Raw genomic sequence first — 14,418 nt, 5'->3', positions numbered from 1 at the left:
ATATCTTTTAATTGTAAGCGTCTAAAAATATGTAAATTTGTTTTGAAGTTGTTCGAAGTTTTATACCTGAATAACAAACTGTATTATTTATGCCCTGATTGATGTATGTGTTTGTGCTATCTGTAAATGATGTTCAAAATACTCAAAAAAGGAATAAGAACGCAGACGTTTTTCCAGTTCAAACCTCAAATAACTTCGCAAACTTAGTCAATCCTAAAAACAAATCATACTAAAATTTGTATAGCTTTTGAATGAACTTATAATAGAACTAACAGAAATAAATCCAAAGGAGTTTTTTGGACTCCAGAATGGAAATATCGAATTATTAAAAAAATACTTTCCCAAACTAAAAATTGTTGCCCGAGGCAGTAAGATTAAAGTCTATGGAGAGGAAGAGACACTGGAAGAGTTTGACATTCGCTTTAATATGTTGCTAGAGCATTTTGCCAAGTATAATAAGCTGGATGAAAATGGAATCGAACGTGTGTTGACAAGCGAGAGCAAGGCAGATTATGAGACCTCTGATGTCAGTTCCGAAGTATTAGTTCATGGAGTAGGAGGAAAACTTATAAAAGCACAATCAGCTAATCAGCGCAGACTGGTAGAAACTTCTTATGCCAATGATATGGTTTTTGCAATTGGTCCTGCCGGAACCGGAAAGACCTATGTAGGAGTTGCACTGGCAGTAAAAGCCCTAAAAGAGAAACAGGTAAAACGAATCGTTCTGACACGACCAGCAGTAGAGGCAGGGGAGAACCTTGGATTTCTTCCAGGAGATATGAAAGAAAAGCTGGATCCGTATATGCAGCCATTGTATGATGCTTTACGCGATATGATTCCTCATGAGAAACTAGCTAGCCTGATAGAAAAAGGAGTGATACAAATTGCTCCCATGGCATTTATGAGAGGACGAACACTGGATAATGCTTTTGTCATCCTGGATGAGGCGCAAAATACCACACATGCCCAGATGAAAATGTTCTTAACCCGAATGGGGAAGAATGCTAAATTTATTATCACAGGAGATCCGGGACAGATAGACTTACCACGACGGGTGACTTCAGGACTAAAAGAAGCCTTATTAGTTCTGAAAAATATCAATGGAATCGGAATTATACATCTGGATGATAAGGATGTGGTACGTCATAAATTGGTGAAAAAAGTGATCGCTGCTTATAAAGAAATAGAAAACAGGAACGGATAAATACTTTTTTAGGCAGGATTTTCTTCAAAAAGACAGATATTTGCAGACACCTAATCTACTGAGATTTCAGTATAGAGGGAAGGCAGCTTGTTATAAATTTAATTTAGAGTAAAACAAATGAATACCATTACAGGTACGGATTTTAATTTTCCGGGTCAAAAATCAGTGTATAAAGGAAAAGTAAGAGAGGTGTATACAATCAATGATGAGTTGTTGGTAATGATTGCTACCGATCGTTTATCAGCGTTTGATGTGGTAATGCCTAAAGGAATTCCTTTTAAAGGGCAAATCTTAAATCAGATTGCTACTCAGATGATGAAAGCTACAGAAGATTTAGTGCCTAATTGGCTAATTGCTACTCCGGACCCAAGTGTCTCTGTAGGGCATTTATGTACCCCGTTTAAGGTCGAAATGGTTATTCGGGGATACCTGTCAGGACATGCAGCGAGAGAATATAAAGCAGGAAAAAGAGTATTATGTGGCGTACCAATGCCAGAAGGTATGAAGGAAAATGATAAATTCCCTTCTCCTATTATTACACCTTCGACAAAAGCAGATAATGGAGAACACGATGAAGATATTTCCAGAGAAGCTATTTTAGCCCAGGGAATTGTTTCGGAAGCCGATTACCTGGTTTTGGAAGATTATACCCGAAAACTTTTCCAGAGAGGAACTGAAATAGCCGCCGAACGCGGATTAATTTTGGTAGATACGAAGTATGAGTTCGGTAAAACGAAAGACGGTAAGATTGTACTGATTGATGAGATTCATACTCCTGATTCTTCCAGATACTTTTATGCAGAAGGATATGAAGAACGACAAGAAAAAGGAGAAGCTCAAAAACAATTATCAAAGGAATTTGTGAGACAGTGGTTGATCAGTAATGGTTTTCAGGGGAAAGAAGGACAACAAATACCAGAGATGAATGAAGCATATATCAATTCTGTTTCGGATCGATATATAGAGCTTTTTGAAAACATTACAGGTACTACCTTTGTAAAAGGAGATGTTACAGACATCAATAAGCGAATTGAAGAAAATGTATTGACGTATTTAGAAACTGTTTAATACATCATCTATATAAAATTAGCAAAGAGCATTCACATTAGTGAATGCTCTTTTTGTTGAAGTTATAATTTGTGTTTTTTTATCGTTTCTTCAATTCCGATTTTATGTGCTTCTTTTTTAAAAAAGTTAGGAGGTTGTCCGAATTCTTCTTTAAAACATTTAGTAAAATATTTAGCATCTTTATAACCGACCATAAACGCAGCTTCAGAAATGTTGTACCCTTGCTTAATGATTAGTGTACAGGCTCTTTTTAATTTTAAGCATCGTTGAAGTTCTACCAGTGTTTTTCCAGTAATTTCATGACATTTTCGATAAATAACAGAATAGCTCATGTGCAGGGAATCAGAAAGTTCCTCTAATTTATAATTGGTGTTTTCTATCTGTTTGTTTAATTCATCTAATAAGTTGTCCATAAAGATGTCATCTTTGGAGCGTACATGATGATCTTTGGGACGACTGATGACATCTGTTTTATACTTTGTCAGTATTTTTTCTCTGGTTTCAATAATATTGTTGATACGCAATAAGAGTTCATGAAAGTTAAATGGTTTTTTGATAAACTCTACCGCACCGGATTGTAATCCTTCTAATTTTGTTTTGGTCGTATTCTTGGCAGTTAATAAGATAATAGGAATATGAGCCGTTGTCTTTTTCTTTTGCAGGGTTTTGCAGAATTCGATTCCATCCATGACAGGCATCATTACATCACTAATAATCACATCAGGAAGGTGTTTTTCTGCCAGAGCAACACCTTCCAGACCATTTTCTGCTAAGAGGATATTATATTGATTGGATAAGATATCTTTTAAGAAAATTTGCATTTCTACATTGTCTTCTACAATCAGTAAGGTATAGATAGCTTTTTGGGAACAAGGAGTTGTCAATACGGGAACAGCTCCTGTAATAGATGGAGACAGTAATTGGTGTTCAGAAACTTCTTCTTTTATTTTTTGTTCCTCGGAAAAAAGATCTTCTCTGGAGGATAGTGTTACGGTGAAGCAACTTCCCTTAGGTGTTAGAGGGGTCACGCTGATCTCCCCGTAATGAAGAGCGATCAATTCTTTACTCAGTGCGAGTCCAATTCCAGATCCTTTGGTGTTTTTACCGATTTCTGATTGATAAAATAGTTTAAAGATATCATCCGCTTCTTCTTTTGGAATTCCAGGACCGTTATCTGTCATTTTTATAAATACCTGCTGAGCGGTTATATCCTGACTTACCGAAATTTTAATTGTACCTTCTCTGGGAGTAAATTTAAAAGCATTAGACAGCAGGTTGTATATGACATGTTCTATCTTTTCTTTATCATACCATATATGCAATGCTTTTGTCGGGTACTCTTGTATAAAATCAATGTTTTTGAAGCGCGCTTGTTCCGAAAAAGAAAAAGCGATATTCTTTAAATCTTGTATGAGATCGTTTTTAGCTACCAGTATCTTTAATCTCCCCATTTCTTTATTTCTTACAATCATAAGCTCTGTAGCGATTCTGGAAAGTCGGTTTGCATTGTTTTTAATCATTAATAATCGCTGATTGAGTAGCTGATTTCCACTGGATTTTGCACGTTCTAGCATATCGTCAATTGGACCAGTAATGAGCGTAAGGGGTGTTTGAATTTCATGAGACATTTTGGTGAAAAAATTCATCTTCACAGCATATAGCTCTTTTTCCTTGTGGTTTTGCCAGGCTTCTTTATTTAATTTATTTTTTAGTTGTAGCCAGGAACTGATACTATATATGATTAAAGAAGCAAAAATGGTGTATAAAATATATGCAGTTGTACTAAGCCACCAGGGAGGTGTAATGCGTATATTTAATTTTCTGGAAGGAATATTCCATATCCCTTTTTTAGCTCCCCCTTTTACTTCGAACGTATACCGACCATGAGGGATATTAGTATACGTGGCAATACGATCTTTTTTAGGGGTAATCCAATTTTGATCAAACCCTTTCAATCTATATGCATAGTGGTAATTGGGGTTTAACACATTATCAATGGCAGAAAACTGAAAAGAAAAAGAGGCCTGATCAGCATTTAAGTATAAGTCAGATACATTTTCGGTAGTGGTAGAGAGTTGATTCCCTAAAATTTGTTTCGCGGGTTTGTTTAAAATTTCAATGGTGTTGATATAAAGTTGTGCATCAGTTTCTTTCTGGATCATCTGCTTGGGATCAAAAGAAGTTGCTCCGTTTTCTCCTCCAAAATAAATGATTCCATGAGTGTCCTGATAGGTACTCTGTACTCCATATTCGGTCACTAAGAGTCCGTCAGCTTCATAATAGGAGGTAATCAAATCTTTTTTGAGATGGTATTGGTGAATACCATTAGTGCTACTAATCCAAAGAATATCCGGAGTTTGTATTTGTATGTCTTTAATGTCGATATCATGTAAACGCGGATTTGTGAGGTGAGAGGTATACACATTTTTCGCAATATTATATTGTAATAAAAAACCAGAACGACAAGTAATCCATAAGTTTTGCTTGTTATCAGGATGAATAGAAAAGTTCTTGCAATCGGTATCGACATGATCTTTAGGAAAAGGAATGTGAGTAAAATCAGAATTAGCGATTGAATGTTGGTTCTCATTAAAGCGAAAGATTCCTCCTCTGACAACAGATATCCAGAATGTATTTGTATTGTCTTCTTTTATATCTATGACATGATCCCCGAAAAGACCGTTTACTCCCAAATCGAAATTGGCTAAAAAGTTCTTGTCAGCATCATAGAGATGCATTCCAATTTTAGACCCTACCCAGATTCTACCCTGTGTATCTTTTAGTAAACTTAATATATGCAAGGTCGTTTTTCCAGTATTAGATGTGATCGGAATTTTACTAAAATGCTGTTTTTTGATATCATAAACCCATAAGCCGTTCTGATAAGTAGCAATCCAGATATTGCCATTAGTATCTTCTACCAGACAATTGATATATTTTCCCTTGAAAAAAGAAGTATCTGTTTGTTGGTTGTTGTATTGTACTTTTTGCTTATCAGGAAATACTCTATTAATTCCATTACCGTCAGTACCTAACCACAAAGAATTATCCGATGCTTTTAAAATCGATAAGATTTTATGAGGTGTTCCTTTGACACAGCCATTATAGTATTGAATATTGTTATTCGTATAGGGCAAGACATCTATTTTTCCTTTCTTTAAGGTCAACCATATATTCCCTTTAGAATCTTCATTAATATGAGTAATAGAGTTATTGCTAATAGAAAACTTATCCGTTTCATTGTGTTTCAGAATGGTAGTGGTATCCGTCTCCGGGTCGATTCGATATAAACCATCTCCATCAGTACCCGCCCAGATAACGCCTCTACTATCACAAAAAACTGAAATAAACATATCTGTTTTTTGTATGTTTTCATTGGTTTTGCTAAACTGTGTAAAACCGTTTCTGGTTTCCTGATTATAACAAAACAGACCGTGTAATTCAGAAGATATCCATATTCTATTCTTTTTGTCTAATGCCAATTTTATAATATCTTCCTTATCAATAGGAAAAGGAGTATCGGCTTTCGTGAATACCTTTTTTTGTGTATCAAAAAGATATAGATCTTCCGGGGTACTGACCAGGATTGTATGCGGGTTGACAAAAATCATACTATTGACCTTCTTAAAAGGAGTAAATGCCCCGGGGATACTCGCAATTTTTTTCAACGTATCAGTGGCATGACTATAGGTGTATAAAGTTCCGTGTTTTGAGCCAAACCATGTATTTGTAGCTGTAGGAAGAATATATGTGATTTGATTGGAATCGTGAAAAGTACGAAGTTGTTCCCTAAAGGAAGTGTATTCTCCGTAGGGATTTATTTTTGTTAACTCTCCTTTCTGAGTAGCAATCCACAAATTGTAATGGCGATCTTTTGTGAAAAAAAAATCTCGGTCACTGATAAAATGTTCTCCAAAAATTTGTTTATAGGAGGTAAAAAAATAGTCATACCCATTGTATTTATACAATCCATCTGTATTGGAAATCCAGATATACCCAAGGTCATCTTCTACAGTCTGAGAATAAAATGTATTAAAAGTTTTATCCAGATGTATAAAATGAGAAGAAGATTGCCCATAAAAAGAAAAGGATAAAAAACACCAAAGTCCCCAGAGGAACCATTTTCTTTTTTTGGGTACGATCGTCTTGTTTTTTAGGGGGTATTGTAGCGTTTTAGTGGACACAATAATAAAAAAATAAAGTAAAATGATCTGTTTGAACTATCGAATTTACGCATAATGTGTTCGAAAACATAATAAAATGGAAGCGTTTTTGTTAATAACCTCCCAAAGAGCTTATATAACTGAGATTAGGGATAAATAAGAACATTTTTTTAGGGTGTTTTTTTGTCAAAAATGGTTGAAGTAATAGTGGTATTAGAAGAGTTGAACAATATACACCTGTAATTAGCCTAAAAACACTACGGACTGTTTTTGAATATCTTACCAACTTTGTAACCGTAACAAAGCGAAGAAAGCTAGCTACATAATTAACTAAGAATGAAGTAAGAAGTGCAATAACTAATAATGAGTACAAGAAGAAGTTTTATAAAAAAGTCAACATTAGCAGGAGCAGGAATTGCAATAGCGCCAGCTGTTACTTTTGGAAAAACTGGAAAGAATAAGAAAGGGAAGTTAAAAGTTGGTGTAATTGGCGTAGGATTACGAGGAACCAATAATTTGGATAATCTATTATTACGAGATGATGTACTGATTACGGCGGTATGTGATATAGATCCCAAAAGAATTGATATAGCGTTAGAAAGAATAGCCAAAACAGGGCAGGAGAAACCAAAGGTATTTGGTAATGATGACTATGATTATCGAAATCTGTTGAGTTTAGAAGAGGTAGAAGCAGTCGTCATTTCTACTCCCTGGTTATGGCATACCAAAATGGCTAAAGATAGCATGTTAGCCGGTAAATATACAGGATTGGAAGTTTCAGCTGCCAATACATTGGAAGAATGTTGGGATTTGGTTAATACTCATGAAGAAACGGGTTCTTTTTTAATGATTTTAGAGAATGTGAGCTATAGGAGAGATGTATTGGCAGTTTTGAATATGGTGCGACAACAGGTATTTGGAGAATTGGTACACTATCGATGCGGGTATCAGCATGATCTGAGAGCTGTGAAGTTCAATGATGGGAAACAACCCTATGGAGGAGGTGTGGAATTCGGAGAAAAAGGAACTTCAGAAGCTCGTTGGCGTACACAACATTCCTTATTACGCAATGCGGATGTATACCCTACTCACGGGCTTGGACCTGTAGCGATTATGGCGGATATTAATAGAGGAAACAGATTTGTCTCGTTGACCTCTCATGCGTCAAAAGCAGTTGGGCTAAATAATTATATAGTTAATCACCCTAACGGAGGAAAAGAACACCCAAATGCGAGCATCAAGTGGAAACAAGGAGATATAATTACATCTACTATCGAAACTGCCAGAGGAGAAACAATCATTGTTACACATGATTGTAACCTGCCCAGACCTTATTCATTAGGGTTTAGAGTACAGGGAGTTCATGGAGTTTCAGAGTTTGATTATCATACCAAACGAATTCATATCGAAGGAGAAACAGGAGGTCATGGATGGGAAGATATGGAGCAATGGTTAGTGCAGTATGACCACCCTTTGTGGAAAAAATATGGGACTCATGCAACTGCTTCTGGACATGGAGGCATTGATTTCTTTGTGATTCATGCTTTTGTCGAAGCAGCAAAAGAAAAAGTAGCCCCTCCGATGGATGTGTATGATGCAGCAGCATGGAGTGCTGTAACACCGCTATCAGAAGCATCTATAGCAAATAATGGAGAACCTCAGGATTTTCCGGATTTTACCCGAGGAAACTGGATAAAAAGAAAACCGTACGACTGGATAAAAGATACATATTAAAGTAGCTGCCAGAGAAATAATAAAAATAAAAACAAATTAGAATTTAGTTAGTCATATGAGAACATAGTGAGTACAGTATAGCAAAAGTGTGAGTAATCTATTTATATTATATAAAAGTGTAAATATTATCAACGCAAATACTTGTTGTTATAAGTAGGTTGCCAATTGATTAAATGCCACACTAAGATTAACAAATTGGGGGTTAATTAGGAGTGATTATTTATGCTTTTGTTGTCCTCACTTGTATTACCAATGACACTAAAAAATATAAAATACAGACAATAATAATACCCTATATTATTCTTACAGGAAAAAAAGGTAGGGAGTGAATTACATAAGTCGAACTGTTATAATCTATGAGAGTCGTATATTCTTTTAGTATTTCATTTTTGATTAATTAAGATTGACAGTTTTTCCCCCCTGTACTATGAATTCCCCCTCCTTTTTATCTGTTTGTTATAAAAAATAGCTATAGTCAGTGAAAACATACTGTTTTTTATTCATTGTCAGACATTTATTGTTTTATGTTTGACGTTCTTTTTACACGACTTAACAAAAAGACGTAATAGTAAAGAGGGTAAGACCAGATACCCATTGATGCTATTCTTGTTTATTTTCTTTTTGTTAAGTCGTAACTATTTGTAATACAGCTAGTTGTTACTTTCGTCGAAAAAACTTTTTTTTTGATTTAAAATATTGTGAATAAAAAAGTTAAATGCTTAATTTTAAGTTAATTATAACTAATAAACCAACAACAATGGCGACAACAAGTGATCAAATTCAGTTTATAGGACCGTATGCAGGTCAGAAAAATCCAGGGGCTAATTCCAGTGCCGCATTTGCATTAGTAACCAACGGAGGAGATGAAGCAATTAATATCATCGGGTGGAGTTCACCTACCGTACCGATGGTTATGCCTATGTATTTTGGGCTAGACCAGAATGAAGTATGGTCGATGATAGATGTACCTTCCAGAATTGTAAACGTATCTCCAGGGGTTCCTACTTTATTTGCTCCAGGCTATTTACATATTATGCTAATGAACTTACAATCCGAACTTCCTGAAAGTTTTGATTTGGTATTTACAATCAAAACCGAGTCCGGAACAACCTTTGATAAAACAGTAACATTCGAAACCGTTGAATGGAACCACTTAATTCGGCAGAGTGTCCCTTCAAAACCGGTTTTGTAATGTGATAGGATGCTATGATTTGTGAGAAGTTTATTGTAGCATCTATTATATCTACCAGGTAAATTCATAGGATAGGTGTTGGGGAGTGATATGATCCCCTCAGCTTTTGTTTAGCAATTGTAGAAGAATTTATGTGTGGAATTAAAATGCAGGAACAAATACTTTTTGGTTTGTAATCCTCCAGTTTACCTGGTATTCCAAAAACTGTTAACCTGAGCTAACAGTGGTATAGCAGCGCGTTAAGTCCTGTACCTTGTCAGGCTCAGTTTGACAATTATTACTATTTTTATGACGACCACTTTCTGTTTAGGGAGTGGTTTTTTTAATACGTTCGTTTTGACGCCCCATTCTCTAATACATAGGATTACTTAAAGAAATGTACAAGTCCTCATCATAGCTGTAACCGGTTCTTGCTCAAATCCATTTATCGACAGCTAAATAGCATTTCGTCTACAGTAATTTGTAGTTAATCTGATCACCCCTGAAAGCTTCCCTTATTCCTTGTAATTTTATCATAAGATTTTAAAAAACGCCTGCATATATGAAACATAAAGTAAGCAACAGTGGTTGCCTCTAAAAAGAAACATATACGAAGGATATTATAACATACAACCCCAAACCCGCTAACAATTGTAAGTTAATCAATAATAAAGTCGGAATGATCAGTGGCAGAAGAGGCTGACGTTTCGACTTTATTTTTTGTGTTTATAACATGTTTTAACTTACTGATAATTGCGCTGCCAATGCGCTGAAGTTACTCTCCATGGCAGGTATTTCTTTCTATCGTATTCAAGTATACCACGAGTAGAAAAACATCTTCGTAAGAGGAGTTATACTCTGAGTTTGTTGAACGTTATATAAGTAAGAGTGCACATATTAATGTATACCATTTGCTTTTTTGTATTCACGACTTTTGTTTTTCATATATTCAAAAACATCAAGGACACTTTTTGTATTGTATAGCAAATGAAAATCCGTTTGATGAATACAAAAACTAATAAAATCATCAATATTGATATACGGGATACCAAAGGCTTCTGCTATTGTTTTTTTAGGAAAAACAGCAATGATCTCTTTCTCTATACTGGTATTCTTATCAAGAGTTAATCGATGTTTAAGCTTTTTAGTCCTTCCGGAAAGACGGTTTAAAATTTTGTTGAGGTTTACTGCGACACCAACTCCAAAAGGACTTGCTCCAAACTCAATAAACTTTCCATGATCAGCCTCAAATAATAATCGTTCATTTTTTGTTTTGGCTTTTATTTTATTGTTAGGGAGACCAAGAGAAGATGGGGATATAAAGAGAATAGTATCCTTTTCCGAATTAAAAAGACTAAATGGTGTAATGACTACCTCATCCAGGCTAATCGTTCTTTCATGTAATTCGATGAGTATTGTTTTTTGTCGTATGATATTATCTGTTATTACGATTTGTTTTGTGTCGTATTGAACGGCTGTTAACCGAATTGTATCCGAAACATTAACATCGATAGTGAATACTCCATCCTTATCAGTAATGGTATGTTTGTTAGTATTTAGATTAAAAACCAAAACTCCTGTGATATCACTATCCTTACCTTGTATTTTCCCGGTAAGTTCAAAATGCTCCTGAGCATGCCCCATGCAGAAGATCATATAGAATATCAATAGCCCTGAATGTTTAAATAAGTAATTGTTTTTCAAGTTTTTTAGTATTAGGTTCTATTATAAACCTTTCGACTGTACCAATGTTACAATTAGGAAGCAATACAGGAAGAATTGATAGAAAATAATACAAGCTGTAAGTTGTCTATTTTGACCAGCCATCATCACATTCATACATTTTTCAGAAACTAATTGAGTTATCGGTATTATCCATTTACAAATATGTGATTAGTAAACAGTGTATGTGGGGCACTTACTAAATTTATATCAAATTTTAGAGAGGGTTCAACTCTCGAACTCGCATTGTGAATTCTAAATGTTATTTGCCACCCTTCGTTTAGGGAAACTAATAATGTCGTTGTTGAGTTTTCCTGATAGACGATTTCAATAAGTCTTGTTGGTAATTTTAATTTTGGAATTTTAGCAGTTGATTTTATACGACCTAATGGAAGATTCAGAGTGCTGTGTAGGTTATAAGCCTGGATTTCTACTTTCTTTTGGGATTTGATGACTTTGTAAAAATCGTGATGCCCTATTAGGTATTGGACTAAATTTTCTGCAACAATAGTAGGGTTTTCTTTGTCCAGACGAAGCAGTTCTTTTCTAAAGGCATCTAAGATGGGCATATAAACTACCTGATGCATATTTTCAATCGAACTCCATTTCGTTGATTTGTCTTTGGCTCTCAGTGCAGTTAACATATCAAATATGGGATTGATTTCTTGGAAATAGGTATTGGAACAAGAAACACCCAGCCATTTTTCTCCAAAGTTGATTTTATTTGATAATCTTGAATGTTTGACGGCTCTATGGTTATTTTTTGCAGAAATTCCGATTTCCCATTTTTGCAGGGGACGTATTAGTAAGACATCTCGAACATCTCCTGTTTGTCCGGCTTGATCACTTGCTAATTCCAAATTCAATATATCTTCTTTGCCGGTACTATTCGATAATCTGGGTTCTAAAGCAATAAGAAAGTTTATTGCGGCATGGGCTGTATTCCTAAAAGTAGCTTGCTCTTTCTCACTAAAGCCTTCAAAAAAAGCTTTAGCAGTTTTATAAGGCTCGTTTTCAGTTATAGATACAGCTGTTATTGTATGTAGATATTCATAAAACCCCAAGAGCAGGGCATATTCGAAGGCTTTTCCATTAACTGTTTGACTAGCCATAGTGTTTTAAAGCGTATTTGCAGATACAACTGTTTTCCGGGTTTTCTGCTTTTGTTTTTTTTCTGCATGCTCGATTTGAGACTTAATACTTATGGCAATATGCTTGGCAAGGTTTACAGGCACGGCATTTCCTATCATTTTATATCCGGCAGAAACGTGTTTGTAATAAAAAATGAAATCATTAGGGAAAGTTTGAATTCTCGCGCACTCTCGCACACTTAATCTACGGTATAGTGCTTCTTTTCCCGGAACAAAAACCCGTACATTCTGTTCGATAAGTTTCATTTTTGGTGCTTGTGGATGTAGCGGAGCATGCCTTCCTCCGGCCTGGATCGTAAATGATTGTTCATCCCAGCTTCGCACTCTGTTTCTGGACATAAACATTGAAGAAAACCCACCAATCATATATTCGTGATTAGGGATGATGCAGTTTTCTTTATTGGTTTTGTTTCCTTCTTTGGCAGGAACTACAGAATCTTTTAAATCAGCAATTGCTTCTTCGAGTGTGATTTTTTCTTGTAAGGGAGCGGGGAACTGAAATTCAAAATCAAGATCTTCTCGAATACCTACAAAGAATACTCGTTTTCTGTCTTGAGGCACATCAAAATCCGAGGCATTTAATAGCTTGAAAGATAATTTATACCCAGCATTTTTAAACATCTTTTTAATGTTTTTTAAGGCATCCCGATGTCTTTCCAATAGCATTCCACTTACATTTTCAGCCAGAAAAAATTTAGGTTGTTTTGCTTCTAATATCCTTATAAAGTCATAAAAAAGCTGACCGCGTTTATCATCGATTCCACGTAGGGATCCTGCCTCGCTCCAGCTTTGACATGGAGGTCCCCCGATAATACCATCACATGCCGGAACTTCTTCTGATTGTATATCTACAATGCTTCGTCTGTCCAGAATGGTATTTTGATGGTTTTTTTCATAGGTTTCCCAAATATCTTTATCGTATTCATTTGCCCAAACAACAGAAAAACCTGCTTTTTCAAACCCTAAATCGAGACCACCGGCCCCTGCAAAAAATGATACTATATTCATAGATGTTATGCTTGTAGTGTTTGCTTTAATTTTCTGCGGTATTCTGCTTTTTCTTCCGCGATTTGAAGTAGTTGTTTGGTGCAATTGGTTTCGTAAATATGTTTTCCGATTTGATCAGTTATATATTCGTTTCTTAGTTCTTTAAGAGTAAGTTTGAATACTTTTGCAAGTTTTGGTAAGCGTTTTTCGTCAAAGTCTCGTTTTCCGTTTTCAATTTTGCTCAGGTTTGCAGCATCCAAATCCAGTTTGGCAGCAAGCTGAGTTAATGTCAATGCATTTTCGTTTCGTAAAAGCCGGATGTATTCTCCAAAAGTGGTTTTCATAAGACTTGTCATTTTTTGACAAATTTATGGGTTTTGATTCGAATAATCAATTCGGACATCAGGAAATTTTCACCCTTTTGGGTTTTTCCCAAGAATCCTCGTATAGGCAATATGTAAGTCTAATTAGTCAGTACGTAATAGAAGTTATGATAAATAAAAAGGAGAATAACACTGGAACGCACATTTTTGTGATGTTCAGTAATGTTTTGTTAGCCACGTTGTATAGAATTAACTCAGGGTATTGTTAGTATAGGATGTTTTATATAGAAGGTGTTATTATTTCAATCCCCCAGTTTTTATCACGCTTAAATTTCCGGTTAAAGTTTGGTGATTTTGCACCTATATAGATCATTCCGGTAGCGGGGATTGCCAGTAAAAATGCAGATGGATTGACTAATGCTCCAATCAAGGCGCCAAATCCTAACATTAGTGCTCCTCCATAGGTAAAAAGTCCAGTGATAAGAATAGATAGAAGTAAAGGATTTCGTTTGATAGTTTCAATATCAGATATTTCAATTTGTGTACCTTTTATGATGATTGAGTTATTCTCGATTTTAAAACGTCCCGAGATCTTATCTCCTCCTGTTGTCTTTATTTTTATTCGTTTATTCTCCTTAATGATGATTTCTTTTTGCAGAATGTGATGTGTGATTTTTATCGCTCGCTTCTGACTGAATATAGTACAGCTAATAAGCAAACTAATGATGGTAATAGAAATGGTTTTCATTCTTTGTTCTTTATTAAAAATAAAAATGTTGTATTGAGTGATACGTTAATTTCATTTTTTAATTAAACTATAAAAAAATATAGTAACAAAAATAATTATAGTATTGAGCCTTTTCAATAACGGTCAAAAATGATAGTATTCATTTTT

Annotated in this window: 10 protein-coding genes; 4 read left to right on the top strand and 6 right to left on the bottom strand. The window is 35.1% G+C overall.

Features of this window, described 5'->3' with window-relative positions; genetic code table 11:
- Positions 1-247 precede the first annotated feature (247 nt).
- On the top strand, positions 248-1,204 hold the full coding sequence (locus HN014_RS21270; RefSeq protein ID WP_176030840.1) for a PhoH family protein: 957 nt from the start codon (positions 248-250) through the stop codon (positions 1,202-1,204).
- Positions 1,205-1,321: 117 nt separating this feature from the next.
- Positions 1,322-2,272 carry a phosphoribosylaminoimidazolesuccinocarboxamide synthase gene (locus tag HN014_RS21265; RefSeq protein WP_176030839.1) on the top strand — a complete coding sequence of 317 codons (951 nt, stop codon included), beginning with the start codon at positions 1,322-1,324 and terminating at the stop codon, positions 2,270-2,272.
- Between the two features lie 62 nt (positions 2,273-2,334).
- Here the strand turns inward: HN014_RS21265 and HN014_RS21260 are convergent, their stop codons facing one another.
- Positions 2,335-6,456 carry a response regulator gene (locus tag HN014_RS21260; RefSeq protein ID WP_176030838.1) on the bottom strand — a complete coding sequence of 1,374 codons (4,122 nt, stop codon included), beginning with the start codon at positions 6,454-6,456 and terminating at the stop codon, positions 2,335-2,337.
- A gap of 342 nt (positions 6,457-6,798) precedes the next feature.
- Here HN014_RS21260 and HN014_RS21255 point away from each other — a divergent pair, with 342 nt between their 5' ends.
- A complete protein-coding gene (locus tag HN014_RS21255) occupies positions 6,799-8,169 on the top strand; it encodes a Gfo/Idh/MocA family protein (protein WP_176030837.1) in 1,371 nt (456 codons plus the stop codon).
- Positions 8,170-8,926: 757 nt separating this feature from the next.
- Positions 8,927-9,361, top strand: a complete 435-nt coding sequence (locus tag HN014_RS21250) for a copper chaperone PCu(A)C (protein ID WP_176030836.1) — start codon at positions 8,927-8,929, stop codon at positions 9,359-9,361.
- An 876-nt stretch (positions 9,362-10,237) separates the two neighbouring features.
- Here HN014_RS21250 and HN014_RS21245 read toward each other — a convergent pair.
- From HN014_RS21245 to HN014_RS21225, 5 genes are all read right to left on the bottom strand, one after another.
- Positions 10,238-11,044, bottom strand: a complete 807-nt coding sequence (locus tag HN014_RS21245; protein ID WP_176030835.1) for a carboxypeptidase-like regulatory domain-containing protein — start codon at positions 11,042-11,044, stop codon at positions 10,238-10,240.
- A 167-nt stretch (positions 11,045-11,211) separates the two neighbouring features.
- Positions 11,212-12,174 carry a HaeIII family restriction endonuclease gene (locus HN014_RS21240; RefSeq protein ID WP_176030834.1) on the bottom strand — a complete coding sequence of 321 codons (963 nt, stop codon included), beginning with the start codon at positions 12,172-12,174 and terminating at the stop codon, positions 11,212-11,214.
- Between the two features lie 6 nt (positions 12,175-12,180).
- Positions 12,181-13,221, bottom strand: a complete 1,041-nt coding sequence (locus tag HN014_RS21235; protein ID WP_176030833.1) for a DNA cytosine methyltransferase — start codon at positions 13,219-13,221, stop codon at positions 12,181-12,183.
- A 5-nt stretch (positions 13,222-13,226) separates the two neighbouring features.
- Positions 13,227-13,544: a helix-turn-helix domain-containing protein gene (locus HN014_RS21230; protein WP_176030832.1), complete on the bottom strand. Its 318-nt coding sequence runs from the start codon at positions 13,542-13,544 to the stop codon at positions 13,227-13,229.
- A gap of 259 nt (positions 13,545-13,803) precedes the next feature.
- Entirely contained in the window at positions 13,804-14,271 is a 468-nt protein-coding gene (locus tag HN014_RS21225) for a hypothetical protein (RefSeq protein WP_176030831.1), read from the bottom strand.
- Positions 14,272-14,418 lie beyond the last annotated feature (147 nt).

It is taken from the genome of Aquimarina sp. TRL1, assembly GCF_013365535.1.
Lineage (GTDB): Bacteria > Bacteroidota > Bacteroidia > Flavobacteriales > Flavobacteriaceae > Aquimarina > Aquimarina hainanensis.
This window is presented reverse-complemented; position numbering and strand designations above follow the sequence as displayed.

Excerpts from the sequence above, each read along its gene's own strand:
- HN014_RS21250 (WP_176030836.1), top strand. The coding sequence starts at position 8,927 with ATGGCGACAACAAGTGATCAAATTCAGTTTATAGGACCGTATGCAGGT.
- HN014_RS21255 (WP_176030837.1), top strand. The coding sequence starts at position 6,799 with ATGAGTACAAGAAGAAGTTTTATAAAAAAGTCAACATTAGCAGGAGCA.
- HN014_RS21265 (WP_176030839.1), top strand. The coding sequence starts at position 1,322 with ATGAATACCATTACAGGTACGGATTTTAATTTTCCGGGTCAAAAATCA.
- HN014_RS21230 (WP_176030832.1), bottom strand. The coding sequence starts at position 13,544 with ATGAAAACCACTTTTGGAGAATACATCCGGCTTTTACGAAACGAAAAT.
- HN014_RS21240 (WP_176030834.1), bottom strand. The coding sequence starts at position 12,174 with ATGGCTAGTCAAACAGTTAATGGAAAAGCCTTCGAATATGCCCTGCTC.
- HN014_RS21225 (WP_176030831.1), bottom strand. The coding sequence starts at position 14,271 with ATGAAAACCATTTCTATTACCATCATTAGTTTGCTTATTAGCTGTACT.
- HN014_RS21235 (WP_176030833.1), bottom strand. The coding sequence starts at position 13,221 with ATGAATATAGTATCATTTTTTGCAGGGGCCGGTGGTCTCGATTTAGGG.